Genomic DNA, 22597 nt, shown 5'->3' with positions numbered 1-22597 from the left:
CCCGGCACCGGCCCCGGGCCGGTCCGGGCCCCGGCGGCGTGACCGGGCGGCGCCGGAGACCAGCGAAGGGGACACCCGGATGCACGCGGACGACATCGCGAGGCCGCCCGGCGCCTGGACGGCCCTGCGCGGCCCCGTCGCGCGCTCCCGCACCGCGGGGACGGCCCGCCCGCGCCCCGCTGCGGGCCGTGGGCGCACGGGCGGCCCCCGCGGGCCCCGGCCGCCCCGCGGCACCCTGCTGGGCGGTCTGCGGACCCTCCACGGCCGCGCGAAGCGGGCCTGGGACCGCCCCCTGACGGCGTATTACCTCGTCCTCGGCGGCTCCCTGCTGATCATCGTCCTCGGCCTGGTGATGGTCTATTCCGCATCCCAGATCAAGGCGCTGCAGAACGGCCTGCCCCCCAGCTTCTTCTTCCGCAAGCAGCTGCTTGCCGCCGCCATCGGCGCCGTGCTGCTGCTCGCGGCCGCGCGGATGCCCGTGAAGCTGCTGCGGGCCTTCGCCTACCCCGCGCTCGCCGGCTCGCTCTTCCTGCTCTGCCTGGTCCAGGTGCCCGGCATCGGCGAGACCATCAACGGCAACACCAACTGGATCGCCCTGGGGGGTCCCTTCCAGATACAGCCCAGTGAGTTCGCCAAGCTGGCGCTGGTGCTGTGGGGCGCCGACCTGCTCGCCCGCAAACAGGCCAAGAAGCTGCTCACCCAGTGGAAGCACCTGCTCGTGCCCCTGGTGCCCGTCACCTTCGTGCTGCTCGGGCTCATCATGCTGGGCGGTGACATGGGGACCACCGTCGTCCTCACCGCGGTGCTGCTGGGGCTGCTGTGGATCGCGGGCGCCCCCACCCGGCTCTTCTCCGGGGTGTTCGTCGTCACCGCCCTGCTCGCGGTGCTGTTCATCAAGACCAGCGCCAACCGGATGTCCCGCCTCGCCTGCATCGGCGCCACCGACCCCGGCACCAACGACCAGTGCTGGCAGGCCGTGCACGGAATCTACGCGCTGGCCAACGGCGGCTGGTTCGGTGCGGGCCTCGGTGCGAGTGTGGAGAAATGGGGCGAACTACCGGAACCCCACACCGACTTCATCTTCGCCATCACCGGCGAGGAGCTCGGTCTGGCGGGGACGCTGTCCGTGCTCGCCCTCTTCGCGGCTCTAGGCTATGCGGGTATCCGCGTGGCCGGACGCACGGAGGACCCCTTCGTGAGGTACGCCGCGGGAGGTGTGACCACCTGGATCATGGCTCAGGCCGTGGTCAACATCGGTGCGGTGCTCGGCCTGCTGCCGATCGCCGGTGTCCCCCTGCCGCTGTTCTCCTACGGAGGGTCCGCCCTGCTGCCGACCATGTTCGCCATCGGACTGCTGATCGCCTTCGCGCGCGACGAACCCGGTGCGCGGGCGGCACTGGCCATGCGGCAGCCTGGGGTGAGATGGAAGACGATGAGACGGCGCGTCAAGAAGCGACCGTCCGGAGAGCGGTGAATTTCGGTGCATGTCGTACTCGCCGGCGGGGGGACCGCCGGCCACATCGAGCCCGCGCTCGCCCTCGCGGACGCCCTGCGCAGGCAGGACCCGACCGTGGGGATCACGGCGCTCGGCACGGAGCGGGGCCTGGAGACCCGGCTCGTGCCCGAGCGGGGCTATGAGCTGGGCCTGATCCCCGCCGTACCCCTGCCGCGCAAGCCCACACCCGAGCTGATCACCGTCCCCGGGCGGCTGCGCGGCACGATCAAGGCCGCCGAGCAGATCCTGGAGCGGACCAAGGCGGACTGCGTGGTCGGCTTCGGCGGCTACGTGGCGCTGCCCGGCTACCTGGCCGCCAAGCGGCTCGGCGTGCCGATCATCGTGCACGAGGCCAACGCGCGCCCCGGCCTGGCCAACAAGATCGGCTCACGCTACGCCGCCGGGGTCGCGGTCTCCACGCCGGACAGCAAGCTGCGCAACGCCCGCTACGTGGGCATCCCGCTGCGCCGCACCATCGCCACCCTCGACCGCGGCGCGGCCCGGCCGGAGGCGCGGGCGTACTTCGGGCTCGACCCCAACCTGCCCACGCTGCTGGTCTCCGGCGGTTCGCAGGGCGCCCGCAGGCTGAACGAGGTCGTCCAGGCCGTCGCCCCGGCGCTCCAGCGCTCCGGCATCCAGATCCTGCACGCGGTCGGCCCGAAGAACGACGTGCCGCGCGCGGACAACATGCCCGGTATGCCGCCTTACATCCCGGTACCGTACGTGGACCGGATGGATCTCGCGTACGCCGCGGCCGACATGATGCTCTGCCGCGCGGGTGCGATGACCGTCGCCGAGCTGTCCGCCGTCGGGCTGCCGGCCGCCTACGTCCCGCTGCCCATCGGCAACGGCGAACAGCGGCTCAACGCCCAGCCGGTGGTCAAGGCGGGCGGCGGCCTGCTGGTCGACGACGCCGAGCTGAGCCCCGAATGGGTGCAGAGCCAGGTGCTCCCGGTGCTCGCCGACCCGCACCGGCTGTACGCGATGTCCCGCGCCGCCTCCGAGTTCGGGCGGCGCGACGCCGACGAGCTGCTCGTCGGCATGGTCTACGAGGCGATTGCCGCACGCAGAGCGGGCTGAGGCCCGCGGGAGCAGGAGGCTAGGGGAGCGTGGCCGGACCGACGACCGCTCAGCGCGGTGGCTCGAAGAGCAAGAACGCGAAGAGCGGGAGGCCGGTGCGGTCCGGCCCCTCCCGGCCCGCCGCCAAGCGCCCCCCGCGCCGCCGCAGGATCCTCTTCTGGGTGGTCGCGGCCACGCTCGTCGTGTCCGCCGCCGCCTGGGCGCTCTACGGCTCCAGCTGGCTGCGCGCGTCGCGGGTGGACGTCGGCGGCGCGCGCGTGCTGACCCCCGAGGAGGTGCGCGCGGCGGCCGAGGTCCCGCTCGGCGAACCCCTGATCTCCGTGGACACCGACGCGATCGCCGACCGGCTGCGCGAGGCGCTGCCGAGGATCGACACCGTCACCGTCGAACGGTCCTGGCCGCACACGATCGGCCTGAAAGTGGTCGAGCGGCAACCCAGGGCGATCGTCGAAAAGGGCGGAAAGTACATCGAGATCGACGGTACGGGCGTGCGCTTCGCCACAGTCGATCACGCACCCCAGGGTGTCCCGCGGCTGTCCCTGGAGGCCGCGGACTCGCCGAGCCTGCGGCGGTTCGGCACCGGCCGCCTGGAGCGCGAGGGCGTGCGCGTGGCCGAGTCGCTGCCCGCCGCCGTGCGCGCGGACACCCGCGTCGTCCACGTACGCTCGTACGACTCCATCACCCTCGATCTGACGGGCGGTCGGACGGTGGTCTGGGGGAGCGGCGAGCGGGGCGACGCGAAAGCCCGTACGCTCACGGCATTGCTGAAGGCGGCGCGGGGTGCCGACCACTTCGATGTGAGCGCCCCCAGCGCTCCGGCGGCATCGGGGAGTTGATGGGCCGAAGGGTCGGCCAGCACCCTGACTGGCTACGGCTATGGGTGATCACATAGGGTGAAAAGAAAAACGGGAGGTTCGGCGTGTTCGTTGAACACGCGCCACTTGTCGACTTAGTGTCCTGTTCGGAGAACCCCAGCGAACAGCGGCACCGGTAACCCTAAACTTCACGTTGAGGGTTCGGGTCGGCATTGAGAACCGTCCCCCAGGCATACGTAACTCGAGGCGAGAGGCCTTCGACGTGGCAGCACCGCAGAACTACCTCGCAGTCATCAAGGTCGTCGGAATCGGCGGCGGTGGCGTGAACGCCATCAACCGGATGATCGAGGTCGGTCTCAAGGGCGTCGAGTTCATCGCGATCAATACCGATGCGCAGGCCCTGCTGATGAGCGACGCCGACGTCAAGCTCGACGTCGGCCGGGAGCTCACCCGCGGCCTCGGCGCCGGCGCCAACCCCGATGTCGGCCGCAAGGCGGCCGAGGACCACCGCGAGGAGATCGAGGAGGTCCTCAAGGGGGCCGACATGGTCTTCGTGACCGCGGGCGAGGGCGGCGGCACCGGCACCGGTGGCGCCCCCGTCGTCGCCAACATCGCCCGCTCGCTGGGCGCCCTGACGATCGGTGTGGTCACCCGGCCGTTCACCTTCGAGGGCCGCCGCCGCGCGAACCAGGCGGAGGACGGCATCGCGGGTCTGCGCGACGAGGTCGACACCCTCATCGTGATCCCCAATGACCGGCTCCTGTCCATCTCGGACCGTCAGGTGAGCGTGCTCGACGCGTTCAAGTCGGCGGACCAGGTGCTGCTGTCGGGCGTCCAGGGCATCACCGACCTCATCACCACCCCCGGCCTGATCAACCTCGACTTCGCGGACGTCAAGTCCGTGATGTCCGAGGCCGGATCGGCGCTCATGGGCATCGGCTCGGCCCGCGGCGACGACCGCGCCGTGGCCGCCGCGGAGATGGCGATCTCCTCGCCGCTCCTGGAGGCGTCCATCGACGGCGCCCGCGGTGTGCTGCTCTCCATCTCCGGCGGCTCCGACCTCGGTCTCTTCGAGATCAACGAGGCGGCGCAGCTGGTCAGCGAGGCGGCCCACCCCGAGGCCAACATCATCTTCGGCGCGGTCATCGACGACGCCCTCGGCGACGAGGTCCGGGTCACGGTCATCGCCGCCGGCTTCGACGGCGGGCAGCCGCCGGCCAAGGGCAGCCGCGACAAGGTGCTCGGCTCCTCCTACGGCAACGGCCGCGAGGAGAGCGGCGCGTCGGCCGGGGCTCCGCGCCAGAGCGCCCCGGCCGAGCCGGTCCGCTCCTCCTTCGGCGGTCTCGGCAACGTGACGCCGCGCACCGAGGAGCCCCCGGCCACCGACCCGTCGCCGGTCGGCGAGGTGCCCCCGCCGCCGGTCTCCTCCCCGCAGGTCCCGCCGGCCCGGCCGTACCAGGACTCGACCGCCGAGGAACTCGACGTCCCGGACTTCCTCAAGTAGGACCCCGCGAGTGAGCGGCCCAAAGTGATAGGGCATCAGCACGCAGTGACATCCGAACAGCACGCGAGCGGCGCGCACTTCGCCTTCACCGACAGGTGGGGCGGGGTGAGCGCCGCTCCGTATGACGAGCTCAACCTGGGCGGCGCGGTCGGTGACGACCCCGCCGCCGTGCGCACCAACCGGGAGCGGGCGGCCAAGTCGCTCGGCCTGGACCCGGCGGCGGTCGTCTGGATGAACCAGGTGCACGGCCGGGACGTGGCCGTGGTCGACGGGCCGTGGGACACCAGCGGCACCGCGGAGATCCCCGCCGTCGACGCGGTGGTGACGGCCCGTCGGGGTCTCGCCCTCGCGGTGCTGACCGCGGACTGCACCCCGGTGCTGCTGGCCGACCCGGTCGCCGGGGTCGCGGGCGCGGCCCACGCCGGCCGCCCGGGGCTGGTCGCCGGGGTCGTCCCCGCCACCGTCGAGGCGATGGTCGGGCTCGGCGCCGACCCCGCCCGGATCATCGCCCACACCGGCCCCTCGGTCTGCGGCTTCTGCTACGAGGTGCCCGAGGCCATGCGCGCCGAGGTCGCCGCGGCCGTGCCCGAGGCCTGGGCCACCACCCGCAAGGGCACTCCGGCGGTGGACGTCGCCGCAGGGGTTTGTGCCCAGTTGCACCGAGCCGGCGTGAATGTCAGCGGACAATCTCACATTTGCACGCTGGAGTCGGCAGACCACTTCTCGTACCGGCGCGAGCACACCACGGGGCGGCTCGCGAGCTATGTCTGGTTGGACGCAGAGCTGTGACGGACCGCAAGACGGAACTGGCCGCGAACCTGGCGCGCGTGGAGGAACGTATCTCCGCGGCGTGCGCCGCGGCCGGGCGCGAGCGCGAAGAGGTGACCCTCGTCGTGGTCACCAAGACCTACCCCGCGAGTGATGTGCGCCTCCTCGCGGAGCTGGGGGTCCGGCACGTCGCGGAGAACCGCGACCAGGACGCCGCCCCCAAGGCCGCCGAGTGCGCGGATCTGCCACTGACCTGGCACTTCGTCGGACAATTGCAGACGAACAAGGTCCGTTCGGTGGTGAGTTATGCCGATGTGGTGCACTCCGTCGACCGAATCAGACTGGTCACCGCCCTCTCCGCGGCCGCCGTCCGCGCCGGGCGCGAGCTGGACTGCCTGATCCAGGTGGCCCTTGACGCGGAGTCGGGAGAGCGCGGGGAGCGTGGCGGTGTCGCACCCGACGGGGTCGCCGAACTCGCCCACGCGATGGCGGCGGCCGAAGGGCTGCGCCCCGCCGGTCTGATGACGGTCGCTCCGCTCGCCGGCCCTTACGCGGGACGGCCCCGGGCGGCATTCGACCGGCTGATGGAAATCTCAACGGGCCTGCGCGCGGCCCATCCTGCTGCGAACATGGTGTCAGCAGGGATGAGCGCGGACCTGGATGACGCCGTGGCAGCCGGGGCGACACATGTACGTGTCGGATCGGCGGTACTCGGAGTCCGACCCGGGCTCGGGTAACGTCGCCAAGAAGTCGGACCACAGCAGAAAATATGGTCAATCCCACCAAAAGGCGGGCAGACCAAGTGGATCCAAGGCGCCGTTGACGGAGCCGATCCACCACAGAGCGGAGGACGCAGAGAATGGCCGGCGCGATGCGCAAGATGGCGGTCTACCTCGGCCTCGTGGAGGACGATGGGTACGACGGCCCGGGGTTCGACCCCGATGACGAGTTCGAGCCCGAGCCGGAGCCCGACCGACGCAGGCAGCAGCATCAGTCCCAACAGACGCAATCGGACGAACCGGTTCGAGTCGCCCAGCCGCCGGCCCAGCGTGAACCCGCTCCGCTCGTAGCGGAAACGGGACGACCCGCCCGAATCGCCCCCGTGGCGTCCATCACACCCGAACGCCACTCTCTGGAGAAGAACGCACCGGTGATCATGCCCAAGGTTGTGTCCGAGCGGGAGCCCTACCGCATCACGACGTTGCACCCGCGGACCTACAACGAGGCCCGTACCATCGGGGAACACTTCCGCGAGGGCACCCCGGTGATCATGAATCTCACGGAGATGGACGACACGGACGCGAAGCGACTTGTCGACTTCGCCGCCGGTCTGGTCTTCGGACTCCACGGCAGCATCGAGCGGGTGACGCAGAAGGTGTTCCTGCTGTCTCCTGCTAACGTCGATGTCACGGCGGAGGACAAGGCCCGCATCGCAGAGGGTGGGTTCTTCAATCAGAGCTGAGACGCAAAACCGGTCATTGCCGGATGAATGACGGCCCGACAGGCCGGGTACGAAGGGGAGAGGGAAGCGCGGGATGAGCATCGCACTACAGGTGATCTACATCGCGTTGTACTGCTTCCTGTTCGTACTCATCTTCCGGCTGGTGATGGATTACGTCTTCCAGTTCGCACGCTCATGGCAACCCGGTAAGGCGATGGTGGTCGTCCTTGAGGCCACCTACACTGTCACCGATCCGCCACTCAAGCTTCTGCGGCGGGTCATCCCGCCGCTGCGTCTCGGGGGCGTGGCGCTCGACCTGTCCTTCTTCGTACTGATGATCATCGTCTACATCCTGATCACCGTCGTGAGCCGGCTGTGAACGCGGCTGTGAACGATACGGTCTTGCCGATTGCCGACGACTACGTTGAGGTGAAGAAGAGATGCCGTTGACCCCCGAGGACGTGCGGAACAAGCAGTTCACGACCGTCCGTCTCCGAGAAGGCTACGACGAGGACGAGGTCGATGCCTTTCTGGACGAGGTCGAGGCCGAACTGACCCGACTGCTCCGGGAGAACGAGGACCTGCGCGCCAAGCTGGCCGCCGCCACGCGTGCCGCCGCGCAGAACCAGCAGCAAGGAATGCGCAAGCCGGAGCAGCAGGACCAACGACCCGGCGCGCCGGTGCCCGCTGCCATATCCGGACCGCAGCCGGTGCCGCAGCAACAGCAGATGGGCGGCCCGCCGCAGCTGCCGGGCGGTGCCCCGCAGCTTCCGGCAGGCCCCGGCGGTCACGGCCACGGTCCCCAGGGCCCGCACGGTCCCGGCCCGATGGGACAGAACGGTCCGATGGGTGGCCCGATGGGCGGCCCCATGGGACAGAACGGCCCGATGGGTCAGAACGGCATGGGCCAGAACGGCCCCATGGGGCAGAACCCCATGGGTCAGAACGGTCCGATGGGCGGCCCCGGCCCCCAGCTGCCCCAGCCGGGTCAGGGACCGGGCGGTGACAGCGCCGCGCGTGTGCTGTCGCTCGCTCAGCAGACCGCCGACCAGGCGATCGCGGAGGCCCGTTCCGAGGCCAACAAGATCGTCGGCGAGGCGCGCAGCCGGGCCGAGGGTCTGGAGCGGGACGCCCGCGCCAAGGCCGACGCCCTGGAGCGGGACGCGCAGGAGAAGCACCGTGTCGCGATGGGCTCCCTGGAGTCCGCCCGCGCCACGCTGGAGCGCAAGGTCGAGGACCTGCGCGGCTTCGAGCGCGAGTACCGCACGCGTCTGAAGTCCTACCTGGAGAGCCAGCTGCGTCAGCTGGAGAACCAGGCGGACGACTCGCTGGCCCCCCCGCGCAACCCCAACACCCCGTCGCTGCCCGCGGCCCCCTCGATGAGCGGGTCCATGGCCTCGGCAGGTGCGGGCATGGGTGGCCACAGCATGGGCGGCAACCCGTCCATGGGCGGTAACACCTCCATGGGTGGCAACACCTCGATGGGTGCCCCGTCGTACGGCGGCCAGCAGCAGATGTCCCCGGCGATGACCCAGCCGATGGCACCGGTCCGGCCGCAGGGCCAGCAGCCGATGCAGCAGGCGCCGTCGCCGATGCGCGGCTTCCTGATCGACGAGGACGACAACTAGACCGCGGCGCCGCCGTCGGCAATCAGCGGGCCGGGCCCGGGACATCAGTCCCGGGCCCGGCCCGTTTCCGTGGGCCCGGTGGCCCGACAGCGGGCATACGGAAAGAGCCGGTGGTCCAGGAGCTCCTGGACCACCGGCTCTTGGCCGTACGGCCGGGTCGTTACGCCTTGCGGAGGCGGAACGTCAGACCGAGGCCCTCGTCCTCGAACGGCTCGCCGTAGGAGTCGTCGGCCTCGCTCGAACCGAAGTCCGTGGCGAGCACCTCGTCCGCGATGAGGCCGGAGTGCTCGGCCAGTGCCGTGGTGGTCTCGTCGTCCGTGGACCGCCAGCGCAGCGCGATCCGGTCGGCGACGTCGAGGCCGCTGTTCTTACGGGCCTCCTGGATCAGCCGGATCGCGTCACGGGCCAGGCCCGCGCGGCGCAGCTCCGGGGTGATCTCCAGGTCGAGCGCCACCGTCGCGCCCGAGTCGGAGGCCACCGACCAGCCCTCGCGGGGCGTTTCGGTGATGATGACCTCGTCCGGGGAGAGCGCGACGCTCTCGCCGTCCACGGTCACGGACGCGGTGCCCGCGCGCAGAGCCAGCGACAGCTCCGCGGCGTCCGCCTCGGCGACGGCCTTGGCCACGGCCTGGACGCCCTTGCCGAACCTGCGGCCGAGCGCCCGGAAGTTGGCCTTCGCGGTGGTGTCGACCAGCGAGCCCCCGACCTCCGAGAGGGAGGCGAGCGAGGAGACGTTCAGCTCCTCGGTGATCTGGGCACGCAGCTCCGGGCCCAGGTCCTCGAAGCCGGCGGCCGCGACCAGCGCGCGGGACAGCGGCTGGCGGGTCTTGACGCCGGACTCCGCGCGGGTGGCGCGGCCCAGCTCGACCAGCCGGCGCACGAGCAGCATCTGCCGGGAGAGCTCGGGGTCGATCAGGGTGGTGTCGGCCTGGGGCCAGGTCGCCAGGTGCACCGACTCGGGCGCCTCCGGGTCCACCGGGACCACGAGGTCCTGCCAGACGCGCTCGGTGATGAACGGCACCAGGGGCGCCATCAGGCGGGTGACCGTCTCGACGACCTCGTGCAGCGTGCGCAGCGCGGCCGCGTCACCCTGCCAGAACCGGCGACGGCAGCGCCGCACGTACCAGTTCGACAGGTCGTCCACGAAGGAGGACAGCAGCTTGCCCGCGCGCTGGGTGTCGTACGCCTCCAGCGCCTGGGTGACCTGGTCGGTCAGCGCGTTGAGCTCGCTGAGCAGCCAGCGGTCGATCAGCGGCCGGTCGGCCGGGGCCGGGTCGGACGCGGAGGGCGCCCAGCCGGACGTACGGGCGTAGAGCGCCTGGAAGGCGACCGTGTTCCAGTAGGTGAGGAGCGTCTTGCGGACGACCTCCTGGATCGTGCCGTGCCCGACGCGGCGCGCGGCCCACGGGGAGCCGCCGGCGGCCATGAACCAGCGGACGGCGTCGGCGCCGTGCTGGTCCATCAGCGGGATCGGCTGGAGGATGTTGCCCAGGTGCTTGGACATCTTCCGGCCGTCCTCGGCCAGGATGTGCCCGAGGCAGACCACGTTCTCGTACGCCGACTTGTCGAAGACGAGGGTGCCCACGGCCATCAGGGTGTAGAACCAGCCGCGGGTCTGGTCGATGGCCTCCGAGATGAACTGCGCGGGATAGCGCTTCTCGAAGAGCTCCTTGTTCTTGTACGGGTAGCCCCACTGCGCGAAGGGCATGGAACCCGAGTCGTACCAGGCGTCGATGACCTCCGGCACGCGGACGGCGGTGTGCGCGCAGCCGTCGGCGGAGCAGGTGAAGGTGACGTCGTCGATGTACGGGCGGTGGGGGTCCAGGCCGCTCTGGTCGCTGCCGGTGAGCTCGCCGAGCTCGGCCAGCGAGCCGACGCAGGTGAGGTGGTCGTCCTCGCAGCGCCAGATGGGCAGCGGGGTGCCCCAGTAGCGGTTGCGGGAGAGCGCCCAGTCGATGTTGTTGTTCAGCCAGTCGCCGAAGCGGCCGTGCTTGACGGACTCCGGGAACCAGTTGGTCTTCTCGTTCTCCGCGAGCAGACGGTCCTTGACGGCCGTGGTGCGGATGTACCAGGACGGCTGCGCGTAGTAGAGGAGCGCGGTGTGGCAGCGCCAGCAGTGCGGGTAGCTGTGCTCGTACGCCACGTGCTTGAAGAGCAGGCCGCGCGCGGACAGGTCCTCGACCAGCGCCTCGTCGGCCTTCTTGAAGAACTGCCCGCCGACGAGGGCGAGGCCCTCCTCGAAGGTGCCGTCCGGGCGGACCGGGTTGACGACCGGCAGGCCGTAGCCGCGGCAGGTGCGGAGGTCGTCCTCACCGAAGGCGGGCGCCTGGTGGACCAGACCGGTGCCGTCCTCGGTCGTCACGTACTCGGCGTTGACGACGAAGTTGGCGCCCTCCAGCTCGACCAGGTCGAACGGGCGGCGGTAGGCCCAGCGCTCCATCTCACGGCCGGTGAACGACTCGCCCGTCGCGGTCCAGCCCTCGCCCAGGGCCTTCTCCAGCAGCGGCTCGGCGACGACCAGCTTCTCCGTGCCGTCCGTCGCGACGACGTAGCGGACGTCGGGGTGCGCGGCGACCGCGGTGTTGGAGACCAGGGTCCAGGGGGTGGTCGTCCAGACGAGGAGCGCGGCCTCGCCCGCGAGCGGGCCGGAGGTCAGCGGCAGGCGGACGTAGACGGACGGGTCGACGACCGTCTCGTAGCCCTGCGCCAGCTCGTGGTCGGAGAGGCCGGTGCCGCAGCGCGGGCACCAGGGGGCGACGCGGTGGTCCTGGACCAGCAGCCCCTTGTCGAAGATCTCCTTCAGCGACCACCACACGGACTGGACGTACTCCGGGTCCATCGTGCGGTACGCGTCGTCGAGGTCGACCCAATAGCCCATGCGGGTGGTGAGCTCGGCGAAGGCGTCCGTGTGCCGGGTCACCGACTCGCGGCACTTGGCGTTGAACTCCGCGATGCCGTACTTCTCGATGTCCTGCTTGCCGTTGAAGCCCAGCTCCTTCTCGACCGCGAGCTCGACCGGCAGGCCGTGGCAGTCCCAGCCGGCCTTGCGGCCGACGTGGTAGCCCTGCATCGTGCGGAAGCGGGGGAAGACGTCCTTGAAGACGCGGGCCTCGATGTGGTGGGCACCGGGCATGCCGTTGGCGGTCGGGGGGCCCTCGTAGAACACCCACTCGGGGCGGCCCTCGGACTCTTCGAGGCTACGGGCGAAAACCTTGCTCTCGCGCCAGAAATCGAGCACGGCGTGCTCGAGCGCGGGCAGGTCCACCTGAGCGGGTACCTGGCGGTACTGCGGCTGCGGACTCATCGGGTGCTTCCTCCGGCGGGACGTCATTGCGCTGTCCGTCGGAGGGACGAGAGCCGTTGCACGGTGCTCCCGCGGTACCACCCTCCTTGGCCGCAGGCGGTGCCTGTGGCCCCCTCATTGGGCCGCGATGCCGGTTCTACTGACCTGCCGGGCGACACCCGGGGCGTTCTTCCGGCGGCTCAGGGCTGATCTTCGACACCGCGCACACCCTCGGGCTCCCACCGTCCCCGATTCGCTCCTGGCTGCGTGCGGCGCTACTCGTCCCATCCACGCCTCTCGCTGCGCCCAGTGTACGGGCCCGTGGCGGGCGCGGCCCACCGGATATCGACGGGGGCCGTGCGGGCGCCGATTACAGGGCCGGGGGCGGGGCACAACGGTGGAGACCGGCGTGCCCCGTTGCCGCGTGCCCGATGGAGACTTATCGTTCCGGCACGATTCGCGCGCTAGATCATAAAATGTGAAGGGGTCGCGGCCATGGTGGCGAAGAAGACCGCTCCGGCGAAAAAGGCCGCCCCGGTGAAGGCGGCCGAGGCCGCGTCCGCGGAGAAGACCGCACCTGCCAGGAAGACTGCCTCGGCGAAGAAGGCGACGACGGCCGGGAAGACCGCGGCCGCGGGAAAGCCGGAGCCTGCGAAGGCGGAGAAGGCCGCCGCGCCCGCCAAGGCGGCGAGCAAGAAGAAGGCTCCCGCCAAGGCCGCGGCGAAGGCCCCTGCCAAGGCTCCGGCCAAGGCTCCGGCCAAGGCCGCGCCGTCCGAGAAGCCCGCCGCGCCCGCCGCCAAGAAGGCCGCGAAGGCGGCACCGGCCGGCAGGCCCGCGGCATCGGCGGCCGCCCCCGGCGAACTCGCCGTCCGGCCCGGGGAGGAGCCCTGGTCGCCCGCGGAGGTGACGGAGGCGCGCACGGAGCTGCAGAGCGAGGTGCTGCGGCTGCGCGCCGAGATCGCCGCCTCGGAGGAGGCGATCAGCGGGCTGATGCGCGACTCGGGCGACGGCGCCGGTGACGACCAGGCGGACACCGGCACCAAGAACATCACCCGGGAGCACGAGCTGGCACTGGCCGCCAACGCCCAGGAGATGCTGCTCCAGACCGAGCGCGCCCTGGAGCGGCTCGACGCCGGTACGTACGGGCTCTGCGAGAACTGCGGGGAGCCCATCGGCAAGGCCCGCATGCAGGCGTTCCCCCGGGCCACCCTGTGTGTGGAGTGCAAGCAGCGCCAGGAACGCCGCTGACCCGCGCCCGCGCGCGTGCCGTACCCTCGTCCTCAGTCAGGGCGGCCCTGACACCCATCGAGCGCGGGACGACGTCGAAGGACTCACGTGACAGAGGCGGAACAGACCACCGGCACACCCGGCAGCGGGACGGCGGCCGAGGCGCCGGGCGGGGTCAGGGGCAAGCGGCGCATCGCCGTCCTCCTCGTGGTGGCCGCCTTCGCCTACCTCCTCGACCTGGGCAGCAAGCTGCTCGTGGTCGCCAATCTGGAGCACCACGACGCCATCGAGGTCGTCGGCACCTGGCTCCAGTTCGAGGTGATCCGCAACCGCGGCGCGGCCTTCGGCATCGGCGAGGCCATGACGATCGTCTTCACCGTCATCGCGACCGCCGTGATCGTCGTCATCGCCCGGATCGCCCGCAAGCTCTACAGCCTGCCCTGGGCCATCGCGCTCGGCCTGCTCCTCGGCGGCGCGCTCGGCAACCTCACCGACCGGCTCTTCCGCTCGCCCGGCGGCTTCCAGGGCGGCGTGGTGGACTTCATCGCCACCCCGCACTTCGCGGTCTTCAACCTCGCGGACTCCGCGATCGTCTGCGGCGGCTTCCTGATCGTGATCCTCTCCTTCCGCGGCCTGGACCCGGACGGCACGGTCCACAACGACTGAGAACGGCCCGGACCGGACGCTGCCGTGCGGGGCCGTCCGGGCCGTCCGTCATACTCGACGGGTGAGCACCATTCCCGAGATCCGCGCCCTGCCCGTACCCGATGGCCTGGAAGGCGAGCGAGTCGACGCCGCCATCGCCCGTATGTTCGGCTTCTCCCGCACCAAGGCGGCCGAGCTGGCGGCCGCGGGGAAGGTCCAGCTCGACGGGGCCGTGGCCGGGAAGTCCGACCGGGTGACCGGCGGGGCCTGGCTGGAGGTCGAGATGCCGGCCGCCCCCGCGCCCGTGCAGATCGTCGCCGAGCCCGTCGAGGGCATGGAGATCATCCATGACGACGACGACATCCTCGTGATCGTCAAGCCCGTCGGCGTGGCCGCGCACCCCAGCCCCGGCTGGACCGGCCCCACCGTCATCGGCGGCCTCGCCGCCGCGGGCTACCGCATCTCCACCTCGGGCGCCGCCGAGCGGCAGGGCATCGTGCACCGCCTGGACGTCGGCACCTCCGGCCTGATGGTCGTCGCGAAGTCCGAGCGCGCCTACACCCTGCTCAAGCAGCAGTTCCGCGAGCGCACCGTCGACAAGCGCTACCACACGCTGGTCCAGGGCCACCCGGACCCGATGAGCGGCACCATCGACGCCCCCATCGGCCGCCACCCCAACCACGACTACAAGTGGGCGGTCACCGCCGACGGCAAGCCGTCGGTGACGCACTACGACCTCATCGAGGCATTCCGCGCCGCCAGCCTGCTCGACGTCAAGCTGGAGACCGGCCGCACGCACCAGATCCGCGTGCACATGGCCGCGCACCGGCACCCCTGCGTCGGCGACCTCACCTACGGCGCCGACCCGACCCTCGCCAAGCGGCTGAAGCTGACCCGCCAGTGGCTGCACGCCGTCCGGCTGGGCTTCGAGCACCCCGAGGACGGGCGCTGGGTGGAGTTCGAGAGCGAGTACCCGGCGGACCTGCGGCACGCCCTGGAGATCATCCGGGCCGAGAGCGCATGACCGGGGCGGCGCCCGTCACGGTCCGCGTCGTCGCCCCCGACGACCTGACCGGCTGCCACGCGGTGCGCCGTGAGGTCTTCGTGGCGGAGCAGGGCGTCCCGGAGGCCGAGGAGATGGACGCGTACGACGCGCTCGCCGTCCACTTCCTGGCGTCCGGCCCGGCCGGGCCCGTGGGCACGGTCCGCTTCCTGCACGGCGCGCCCGCCCGGAAGAAGTACGGCCACGCGGGCGTGACCGACGACGCCACCGCCGTCCTCGGCCGGCTCGCGGTCAGCCGTGCCGCGCGCGGCACCGGGCTCGGGGTGACCCTCGTCCGGGCCGTGGAGGAGGAGGCCCGGCGGCTGGGTCTCACCCGGGTCTATCTGGAGGCGCAGACGCATGCGCTCCGCTTCTACGAGCGGCTGGGGTACGCGGCGCACGGGCCTGTCTTCGACGAAGGCAGTGGGATTCCGCACCAGGCGATGACGAAGGCGCTCTGACCCTGCGGGTGCCTCCTGGGATGGGGCGCCTGCGGCGGGCTTTCCCCTCCCCGCCCCTTCCCGACCGGGGCTCCGCCCCGGACCCCGAACCACGCTTCGCGCGGTGTCCTCAAACTCCCCCAGCTACCGCTGGGAGGTGCCCCCACGGGCTGAAACCGAGCCCAGGTGGCACGCTTGATCGAAGTTCGGTCAAGCTCACCGGAGGGCCCTCTTGGACCAGCTCGCCCTGCTCTTCGTCCTGCTCATCGGTGCCGTCGTCATGGTGCCGTGCGCGGACCGGCTGGGGCTGCCGTCGCCGGTGCTGATGACCCTGGGCGGCATCGTCCTCGCGCTGCTGCCCTTCGTCCCCAATGTGGACGTACCGCCGGAGTTCATTCTCCCGCTGGTGCTCCCGCCCCTGCTCTACGCCTCCGTGCAGCGCACCTCCTGGCGGCAGTTCGCGGCCAATGTGCGGCCGATCCTGCTGCTCGCGGTCGCGCTCGTCTTCGTGACCACCGCGGCCGTCGCCGTCGTGGCCAACGCCGTCGTGCCCGGCATCTCCGTGGCCGCGGCCGTCGCGCTCGGCGCGCTCATCGCCCCGCCCGACCCGGTCGCCGCCACCGCCGTCGCGGGCTCGCTGGGGCTGCCGCGCCGCCTGGTGTCGATCCTGGAGGGCGAGGGGCTCTTCAACGACGTCACCGCCATCGTGCTCTACCACGTGGCCATCGCCGCGGCCGTGACCGGCAGCTTCTCCCTGCCCAGGGCCTTCGGGGAACTGGTGCTGTCCGCCGTCGTGGCCGTGGCCGTCGGGCTGGCGCTCGGCTGGGCGGCCAAACGGCTGATGGACATCCTCGGCGACGCCACGCTCCAGATCGGCCTGACGCTGCTGGTCCCCTTCGTCTCCTACGTCCTGGCCGAGGAGTTCAAGGGCTCCGGCGTGCTCGCGGTGCTCACCACCGCGCTCTTCCTCGCCGAGTACGCCATGGACGCCGACGACGTCCTCGGGCGGCTCGCCGGGCACACCTTCTGGGAGATCGTCGACACCCTCGTCACCGGCGTCGCGTTCGGGCTCATCGGCCTCGAACTCCACAACGTCCTCGGCACCGGCGCCGGCCGGTGGGGCGAGATGCTGAAGATCAGCGCCGCCGTCATCGGCGTCGTCGTGGGCGTACGGCTGCTGTGGCTGCTGCCCGCCGCCTGGCTGGCGAAGCAGCTGCACAGCCGCCGGGACATCGACGAGGACATCCCCCTGAGCTGGCGCGAGACCGTGATCATGTGGTGGTCGGGGATGCGCGGGGTCGCCTCCGTGGCGCTCGCCCTCGCGATCCCGCTCCGCATGGACGACGGCTCGCCCTTCCCCGGCCGCGACGAGATCCTCTTCATCGCCTTCGCCGTGATCATGGCCACCCTCGTCGTCCAGGGCCTGACCCTGCCCTGGCTGGTCCGGCTGCTGGGCGTGCGCTCGGACACCGACGCCGACCGGGAGCTCGCCCGGCAGCTCGCGATCCGCGCCGCCAAGGCCGCCAAGCTCCGGCTCAAGGAGATCGAGCAGGCCGAGGAACTCCCCGAGGACCTCGTCGAACAGCTCAGCCGGCGCGCCTTCGACGTCGGCGCCCGCATCAGCCCCGACATCCTCGACGAGGAACGGCGCGAGGCCCACGCCAAGCGCGTCGAGCGGATCCGCACCGTCCAGCGCATCCAGGGCGAGATGCTCTCCGCGGCCCGCCACGAGGTGCTCGCCGCCCGCAGCGAGCCCGGCGCCGACCCGGAGATCGTCGACCGGGTGCTGCGCCACCTGGACGTACGGAGCCTGCCCGGCTGACGCTCAGGGCGCCCCGGGACCCTCTGCGGCGCTCCCGGCGCCGGGCGCGGGCGCGGTGTTCACCCGTGGCAGCGCGTACGGGTGCTCCCGCCGCAGCCATGCGATCAGCTGCTCCCGCACGATGCAGCGCAGCGCCCATATGTCGTCCGCGTCCTTCGCGGTCACCAGCGCCCGCACCTGGATCGTGGTCGGCGTGGTGTCGGTGACCACCAGGCTCCAGGACCGCTGGTCCCACTCCAGGGACGCCTTGAGCACCTGGTGCAGATAGTCGCGCATGAGGTCCACGGGGGCCGAGTGGTCGAGGTGGAAGAAGACCGTGCCGGTCATCCGGGGGTTGTTGCGCGACCAGTTCTCGAACGGTCTGCCCGTGAAGTAGGAGACCGGCATGGTCAGGCGCCGCTCGTCCCACGTGGCCACGACCAGATAGGTCAGCGTGATCTCCTCGACCTTGCCCCACTCGCCGGCGACCACGACCGTGTCGCCGATGCGCACCACGTCGCCGAAGGCGATCTGGAGCCCCGCGAAGAGATTGCCCAGCGTCGACTGGGCGGCCACACCGGCCACGATGCCGATGAGACCGGCCGAGGCCAGCATCGACGTCCCCACCGTCTTCATGTCCGGGAACGTCAGCAGCATCGCCGCCACCGCCACCACGCAGACGGCCGCGGTGACGATCCGCTCGATCAGCGTCACCTGCGTACGCACCCGGCGCACGCGCGCCGGATCGGGCGCCCCGGCGGCGTAGCGCGCGTACATGGCCTCGACCACGGCCACCGCCAGCCGTACGACCAGCCAGGCGCACGCCCCGATCAGCACCAGGCTCAGCACCTGGCCGACCGCCGCCCGGTGCCACTCGCCGAGGTCCGCGAAGGGGTAGCTGGCGCGCAGCAGCGCCGTGCACAGCACCAGCCGGAAGGGGAACCGGGCGCGGCGCAGCAGACCCCACAGCGGAGTGTCCGGTCTGCGGGCGTCGATCCGGCGCAGCACCTGGTCCGCGATCCACCCCACGATCACGGTGACGACCAGTGCACCGCCGATGACGGACAGCGGACGCAGTACGCCCTCCATGGACACCTCAGCTCCTTCCGGCCGGCCGCGGCTCACCGGTGGGGCGTTTCCCCCCGACCGTAACTGGCACGATGGGGGGCACGCGATCCACCTGTAAGGAAGTGACTCCAGTGGCGTCCTCTACCACGATTGTCCTTTTTCATTCGGCCTACGGCCTCCGGCCCGCAGTGCACGCCGCCGCGGAGCGACTGCGTGCCGCCGGGCACGAGGTGCACGTACCGGACCTCTACGACGGCCGGACGGCGGACACCGTCGAGGAGGGCATGGCGATCAAGGACGAGATCGGCAAGGAGGAGCTGCTGAAGCGCGCCATCGTGGCGGCGGCGCCCCTGTCGGACCGCGGGCTCGTCTACGCCGGCTTCTCGCTCGGCGGGTCCATCGCGCAGAACCTCGCCCTCGGCGACGAGAAGGCGCGGGGGCTGCTCCTCCTGCACGGCACGTCCGACCTCGCCGAGGACGCGTCCGTGGACGAGCTGCCGGTGCAGCTGCACGTCGCCGACCCGGACCCCTTCGAGCCGCACGACTGGCTCAACGCGTGGTACTTGCGGATGCGGCGGGCCGGGGCGGAGGTGGAGGTCCACCGCTACACCGGCGCGGGGCATCTGTTCACGGACCCGGAGCTGCCGGATTACGACGCGGAAGCGGCGGAGGTGGCGTGGCGGGTGGCGCTGGCCTTCTTGGAGGAGGTCGCGGGCTAGGGTCCGTGCCCTGTAGCTGGGGGCAAGCCCCCAGACCCCCGACCGCGCTCCGCGCGGTGTCCTCAATCGCCGGACGGGCTGGATTGCGCACTCACATCAGCCAATCAGCCTGCCCGGCGAATGAGGACGCGCCCCGTCAAGCCACCGGCTTGGACACCCGTTCCACCCGCTGCGTTCCCGACAGGGTCCGGTACGAGCGGGTCCAGGACGTCGTCGCGTCCCGCTTCCGTTTGTCGGACAGGACGTAGTAGTCCATCTGCGCCCGCTCGGCGGTGACGTCGAGGACGCCGTAGCCGTGGGAGTCCATGTCCACCCACTTCACATGCCGGTTGGCGGCCTTGATCGCGCCGGCGGCGGGGAGCGAGACGGTGTGCGGCAGGACGTGCAGGGTCTCGTCGAAGTTGTCGGCGGTCACCGAGGTCACCACGAACTCGGTGGCGAGGGAGGCCGAGAGGGGATAGGTGGCGGCCTGCTTCGGCACGTCGTTGGCCCACGCCATGTGGATGTCGCCGGTCAGGAAGACGGTGTTGCGCACGGCGCGGTCCGAGAGGTGGTCCAGCAGCTCGCGCCGGTCGTGCGTATAGCCGTCCCACTGGTCGGTGTTGACGGCGATGCCGCCCGCCGGCAGGCCCAGCAGCTTGGCTATCGGCTCCAGGAGGTGCGCGGGCAGGGCGCCGAAGGCGACGGGGGCCATCATCACGGGGTTGCCGACGAGGCGCCATGTGGTGTCGGAGGACGCCAGGCCCTCCTTCAGCCAGTCGAGCTGGGCGCGGCCGGTGAGCGTGCGGTTCGCGTCGTCCACCGCGCCGCTGCCCGCCTTGGCCTGCTGCGAGCGGAAGGACCGCAGGTCCAGCAGGTGCAGGTCGGCGAGCTTGCCGAAGCGCAGCCGCCGGTAGGTGGTGCCCTCGACGGAGGGCCTGACGGGCATCCACTCGAAGTACGCCTGCTTCGCCGCGGCGACCCGCCGCGCCCAGTCGCCCTCCGTGCCCGGGGTGTGGTTCTCGGCGCCGCCCGACCAGGCGTCGTTCGCGAACTCGTGGTCGTCCCAGATCGCGACGATCGGGTGGGTGTGGTGCAGCGCCTGGAGGTCGGCGTCGGTCTTGTAATGCCCGTGCCGGGTGCGGTAGTCGGCGAGCGTGACGATCTCGTGGGTGGGCCGGTGCGGGCGTACGACGTACTTCGCGGCCGGGTATTCGCCGGACTTGTACTCGTAGATGTAGTCGCCGAGGTGCAGCACCGCGTCCAGGTCGCGGCGGGCGGCGAGGTGGCGGTACGCCGAGAACCAGCCCGACTCCCAGTTGGCGCAGGACACCACGCCGAAGCGGACGCCCGGGACGGCCGCGTCGCGCGCGGGCGCCGTGCGCGTACGGGCGGCGGGGGAGCGCACCTCGCCCACGGCGAAGCGGAACCAGTAGGTGGTGGCCGGGCGCAGGCCGCGCACGTCGGCCTTGACGGTGTGGTCGCTCGCCGCCGTGGCCGTGGCGGTGCCGCGGGCGACGACCCTGGCGAACGACGTGTCCTCGGCGACCTCCCAGCCGACCTCGACGGCGGGCCCGAGCCCGGAGCCGGGGACGGCGTCCGGGGTGGGGGTGACGCGCGTCCACAGCAGGACGCCGTCGGGGAGCGGGTCGCCCGAGGCGACACCGTGCAGGAAGGCCGGGCCGCTGTCAGCCGCGTGGGCCGAGGGGACCGTGGCGAAGGGGAGCAGCGCGGCGGAGGCGGCGACGGCCGTGACGGCGGTGCGGCGCGATATGCGGTCGTTGTCGATCACGGGCGATCACCTTACCTCCGGGTAAGGCGTAGGCCGTACGAAACCTGACAGTTCGTCCGGGCTATGGACTGTTGATGGCTGTTCCGCTACGACCGAGGTGCGGGCCGCCGTTCGCGCGCCCCGCACCGGGAGGGACCATGTCGAAGCGCACCCGCAAGCGCCGCTGGCGCCTGAAGAAGAACAAGGCCAACCACGGACGACGGCCCGCCTGACCGCTGGGGAGAGGGGTCACGCGGGACGGGCGGCCCGGCCACCGGCCGGGCCGCCCGTCAGGCGCTCGCGTGGGCAGGGGCCCGTTCAGCCCCCGTCGGCGGCCGGGCCCACGCCCGGCCAGTGCGGCTCCGGCTCCGGGTCGCGCGGCCCGAACGCCGCCGTCAGCCCCAGGTGCACGACCATCGCCGCCAGCGGCCACGCCAGCAGGACACCCTTGGCGCCCAGCTTCAGCGGGGCGTCGAAGACCACGCCCTTGCCCACGGACTTCGCGGTCGCGACGACGTCGGAGGAGGGGCCGAGCCAGACACCCAGCCGCCAGCCGATCAGCGAGGCGAGGAGCGAACCGGCCGCCAGCCCGGCGACCAGCGGGATGCCGCCGCGGCGCCGGAACCAGAACACCACCGCCGAGCTCAGCACGCCGAAGCCCAGCGCCAGCAGCGCGAACGTGCCGTCCGCGCCGATCGCCTGCTCGCCCTCGGAGTTCTTCAGATAGACGGCCTTGCCGTCCGAGATCAGCGGGACGCGCGGCGCGAGCCACACCCACAGCAGCCCCAGCAGCACCCCGGCCACCGCCACCACCGCGGCGACGACCGCGGCCTCCCGCAGCTCGGCGCGGAGCCCCGGATCCTGCTCGTCGGCGGCCGGCTCCGGGTCCAAGGGCCCGTGCGGCGGCTCGTGCGGCGGTGGGTCGTGCGGCGTCAGCGGTGCGGTCACCTTGCCATCGTGCCAGGTGGACGGCGTGCCGTCGGCGGCAGGACCGTCACTGCGGCGCGTCATCGCACGGCCGCCCGGCGGTACGCCCAGGTCGCGGCGGCCAGCGAGACCACGCCCACGGCCGCGCACACCCCCAGATCCGCGGCGATCAACAGCCAGTCGGGCCGCGCGTCGAAGCTGTGGGCCAGCGCCTCCACGCCGTAGGTGGAGGGCAGCAGATCACGCGCGTAGGAGATCGGCGCGGGCATCCGGGCGGCCGGCAGCACGCCCAGCAGCAGCGCCGCGGACATGCCCAACTGGCCGCACAGCGTCGCCAGTTCCTGCCGGGGCGCGAGCAGCCCCAGCGCCGCGCCGAGCCCGGCGAGCGCCGCCCCCGCCAGCGGGACCACCGCCACAAGGATCCACAGGTGTCCCAGCGGCAGCTTGAACAGCACGCTCCCCACCACCGCCGTCACGGCGGTCCCGGGCACGGTGAACGACGCGTACGCGGCCGCCGCCCCCAGCACCACCGCCGCGGGCGGCACCGGCAGCGTCGCGTAGTGGTCGAGGCCGCCGCTCGCGCGCAGCTGGCCGAAGTACTGGGCGAGGAGGTTCAGCGCGACGAACGCGACGACCAGCACGCTGGAGCCGGCCACGACGGCCCGCGCCTCGTCACCGCCGTCGACGACACCGCGCATCATGATCATGATGCCGACGGACTGGAACGTCGCCACGAACAGCAGCGGTATCCGCGCCACCCGGGCCCGGGACAGCTGCGCGCGGTAGACCGCGGCCAGGGACGGCAGCAGGCGCGCCCTCGGCGCGAGCGGGGCCGCCGCCTCGCCGTCCGGGCGCGGGCGGGCCCGTCCTTCCGCCCGGACCTGCCCGGGTGCCGCTTCTGCGGATACAGCAGTCACGCCGCGATGCTCCTCTTCGGTACGGACCGGTGCCCGGCCGCGCGGCT

The 22597-nt window shown here is 71.8% G+C and carries 20 protein-coding genes; 15 read left to right on the top strand and 5 right to left on the bottom strand.

Going from position 1 to position 22597, the window contains the following annotated elements; translation table 11 throughout:
- Positions 1 to 79 precede the first annotated feature (79 nt).
- From ftsW to AB0435_RS14855, 9 genes are all read left to right on the top strand, one after another.
- A complete protein-coding gene (gene ftsW / locus AB0435_RS14895; RefSeq protein WP_366005794.1) occupies positions 80 to 1474 on the top strand; it encodes a putative lipid II flippase FtsW in 1395 nt (464 codons plus the stop codon).
- Between the two features lie 6 nt (positions 1475 to 1480).
- Complete coding sequence (gene murG, locus AB0435_RS14890) at positions 1481 to 2575, top strand: undecaprenyldiphospho-muramoylpentapeptide beta-N-acetylglucosaminyltransferase (protein ID WP_366005793.1); 1095 nt, start codon at positions 1481 to 1483, stop codon at positions 2573 to 2575.
- A 29-nt stretch (positions 2576 to 2604) separates the two neighbouring features.
- On the top strand, positions 2605 to 3411 hold the full coding sequence (locus tag AB0435_RS14885) for an FtsQ-type POTRA domain-containing protein (protein WP_366005792.1): 807 nt from the start codon (positions 2605 to 2607) through the stop codon (positions 3409 to 3411).
- Between the two features lie 241 nt (positions 3412 to 3652).
- Positions 3653 to 4894, top strand: a complete 1242-nt coding sequence (ftsZ, locus tag AB0435_RS14880; protein WP_366005791.1) for a cell division protein FtsZ — start codon at positions 3653 to 3655, stop codon at positions 4892 to 4894.
- Between the two features lie 45 nt (positions 4895 to 4939).
- Complete coding sequence (gene pgeF, locus AB0435_RS14875) at positions 4940 to 5683, top strand: peptidoglycan editing factor PgeF (protein ID WP_366005790.1); 744 nt, start codon at positions 4940 to 4942, stop codon at positions 5681 to 5683.
- Entirely contained in the window at positions 5680 to 6399 is a 720-nt protein-coding gene (locus AB0435_RS14870; protein ID WP_366005789.1) for a YggS family pyridoxal phosphate-dependent enzyme, read from the top strand. Before pgeF ends, AB0435_RS14870 begins: the two co-directional genes overlap by 4 nt.
- Positions 6400 to 6521: 122 nt before the next feature.
- Complete coding sequence (gene sepF / locus AB0435_RS14865) at positions 6522 to 7124, top strand: cell division protein SepF (protein WP_366005788.1); 603 nt, start codon at positions 6522 to 6524, stop codon at positions 7122 to 7124.
- A gap of 73 nt (positions 7125 to 7197) precedes the next feature.
- The gene (locus tag AB0435_RS14860; protein ID WP_361533925.1) at positions 7198 to 7482 is read left to right on the top strand and encodes a YggT family protein; all 285 of its coding nucleotides are present in this window, start codon (positions 7198 to 7200) and stop codon (positions 7480 to 7482) included.
- Between the two features lie 61 nt (positions 7483 to 7543).
- Positions 7544 to 8731 carry a DivIVA domain-containing protein gene (locus AB0435_RS14855; protein ID WP_361533928.1) on the top strand — a complete coding sequence of 396 codons (1188 nt, stop codon included), beginning with the start codon at positions 7544 to 7546 and terminating at the stop codon, positions 8729 to 8731.
- Between the two features lie 160 nt (positions 8732 to 8891).
- Here the strand turns inward: AB0435_RS14855 and ileS are convergent, their stop codons facing one another.
- Positions 8892 to 12035 (bottom strand): isoleucine--tRNA ligase, encoded by a 3144-nt coding sequence (ileS, locus tag AB0435_RS14850; RefSeq protein ID WP_366427169.1) that lies wholly within the window; start codon positions 12033 to 12035, stop codon positions 8892 to 8894.
- A 474-nt stretch (positions 12036 to 12509) separates the two neighbouring features.
- Between ileS and AB0435_RS14845 the strand changes: the two genes are divergently transcribed.
- From AB0435_RS14845 to AB0435_RS14825, 5 genes are all read left to right on the top strand, one after another.
- The gene (locus AB0435_RS14845; protein ID WP_366427168.1) at positions 12510 to 13262 is read left to right on the top strand and encodes a TraR/DksA C4-type zinc finger protein; all 753 of its coding nucleotides are present in this window, start codon (positions 12510 to 12512) and stop codon (positions 13260 to 13262) included.
- 87 nt (positions 13263 to 13349) lie between these two features.
- Positions 13350 to 13907, top strand: coding sequence for a signal peptidase II (lspA, locus tag AB0435_RS14840; protein WP_366001948.1), 558 nt, complete (start codon positions 13350 to 13352; stop codon positions 13905 to 13907).
- Between the two features lie 61 nt (positions 13908 to 13968).
- Positions 13969 to 14910, top strand: a complete 942-nt coding sequence (locus tag AB0435_RS14835) for an RluA family pseudouridine synthase (RefSeq protein ID WP_366001949.1) — start codon at positions 13969 to 13971, stop codon at positions 14908 to 14910.
- Positions 14907 to 15389, top strand: a complete 483-nt coding sequence (locus AB0435_RS14830) for a GNAT family N-acetyltransferase (protein WP_366001950.1) — start codon at positions 14907 to 14909, stop codon at positions 15387 to 15389. Before AB0435_RS14835 ends, AB0435_RS14830 begins: the two co-directional genes overlap by 4 nt.
- A 211-nt stretch (positions 15390 to 15600) precedes the next feature.
- Positions 15601 to 17190, top strand: a complete 1590-nt coding sequence (locus AB0435_RS14825) for a Na+/H+ antiporter (RefSeq protein WP_366001951.1) — start codon at positions 15601 to 15603, stop codon at positions 17188 to 17190.
- A gap of 3 nt (positions 17191 to 17193) precedes the next feature.
- Here AB0435_RS14825 and AB0435_RS14820 read toward each other — a convergent pair whose 3' ends face one another.
- Entirely contained in the window at positions 17194 to 18258 is a 1065-nt protein-coding gene (locus tag AB0435_RS14820) for a mechanosensitive ion channel domain-containing protein (RefSeq protein ID WP_366001952.1), read from the bottom strand.
- 71 nt (positions 18259 to 18329) lie between these two features.
- Between AB0435_RS14820 and AB0435_RS14815 the strand changes: the two genes are divergently transcribed.
- Positions 18330 to 18956 (top strand): dienelactone hydrolase family protein, encoded by a 627-nt coding sequence (locus AB0435_RS14815; RefSeq protein WP_366427167.1) that lies wholly within the window; start codon positions 18330 to 18332, stop codon positions 18954 to 18956.
- A 136-nt stretch (positions 18957 to 19092) separates the two neighbouring features.
- On the opposite strand, the gene AB0435_RS14810 is transcribed toward AB0435_RS14815, so the two are convergent.
- The 3 genes from AB0435_RS14810 to AB0435_RS14800 all read right to left on the bottom strand — a co-directional run bounded on the left by AB0435_RS14810 (position 19093) and on the right by AB0435_RS14800 (position 22550).
- Positions 19093 to 20727 carry an alkaline phosphatase D family protein gene (locus tag AB0435_RS14810; protein ID WP_366427166.1) on the bottom strand — a complete coding sequence of 545 codons (1635 nt, stop codon included), beginning with the start codon at positions 20725 to 20727 and terminating at the stop codon, positions 19093 to 19095.
- Between the two features lie 297 nt (positions 20728 to 21024).
- Positions 21025 to 21654: a hypothetical protein gene (locus AB0435_RS14805; RefSeq protein ID WP_366001955.1), complete on the bottom strand. Its 630-nt coding sequence runs from the start codon at positions 21652 to 21654 to the stop codon at positions 21025 to 21027.
- A 59-nt stretch (positions 21655 to 21713) separates the two neighbouring features.
- Positions 21714 to 22550 (bottom strand): ABC transporter permease, encoded by an 837-nt coding sequence (locus AB0435_RS14800; RefSeq protein WP_366001956.1) that lies wholly within the window; start codon positions 22548 to 22550, stop codon positions 21714 to 21716.
- Between the last annotated feature and the right edge of the window lie 47 nt (positions 22551 to 22597).

Origin of the sequence: Streptomyces sp. NPDC051173 (assembly GCF_040689515.1) — a bacterium.
Taxonomy (GTDB): domain Bacteria; phylum Actinomycetota; class Actinomycetes; order Streptomycetales; family Streptomycetaceae; genus Streptomyces.
This window is presented reverse-complemented; position numbering and strand designations above follow the sequence as displayed.

What these genes read in the sequence shown, in the direction of transcription:
- ftsW (WP_366005794.1), top strand. Translation starts at nt 80, where the DNA reads ATGCACGCGGACGACATCGCGAGGCCGCCCGGCGCCTGGACGGCCCTG.
- sepF (WP_366005788.1), top strand. Translation starts at nt 6,522, where the DNA reads ATGGCCGGCGCGATGCGCAAGATGGCGGTCTACCTCGGCCTCGTGGAG.
- AB0435_RS14860 (WP_361533925.1), top strand. Translation starts at nt 7,198, where the DNA reads ATGAGCATCGCACTACAGGTGATCTACATCGCGTTGTACTGCTTCCTG.
- AB0435_RS14855 (WP_361533928.1), top strand. Translation starts at nt 7,544, where the DNA reads ATGCCGTTGACCCCCGAGGACGTGCGGAACAAGCAGTTCACGACCGTC.
- ileS (WP_366427169.1), bottom strand. Translation starts at nt 12,035, where the DNA reads ATGAGTCCGCAGCCGCAGTACCGCCAGGTACCCGCTCAGGTGGACCTG.
- AB0435_RS14845 (WP_366427168.1), top strand. Translation starts at nt 12,510, where the DNA reads ATGGTGGCGAAGAAGACCGCTCCGGCGAAAAAGGCCGCCCCGGTGAAG.
- AB0435_RS14830 (WP_366001950.1), top strand. Translation starts at nt 14,907, where the DNA reads ATGACCGGGGCGGCGCCCGTCACGGTCCGCGTCGTCGCCCCCGACGAC.
- AB0435_RS14820 (WP_366001952.1), bottom strand. Translation starts at nt 18,258, where the DNA reads ATGGAGGGCGTACTGCGTCCGCTGTCCGTCATCGGCGGTGCACTGGTC.
- AB0435_RS14815 (WP_366427167.1), top strand. Translation starts at nt 18,330, where the DNA reads ATGGGGGGCACGCGATCCACCTGTAAGGAAGTGACTCCAGTGGCGTCC.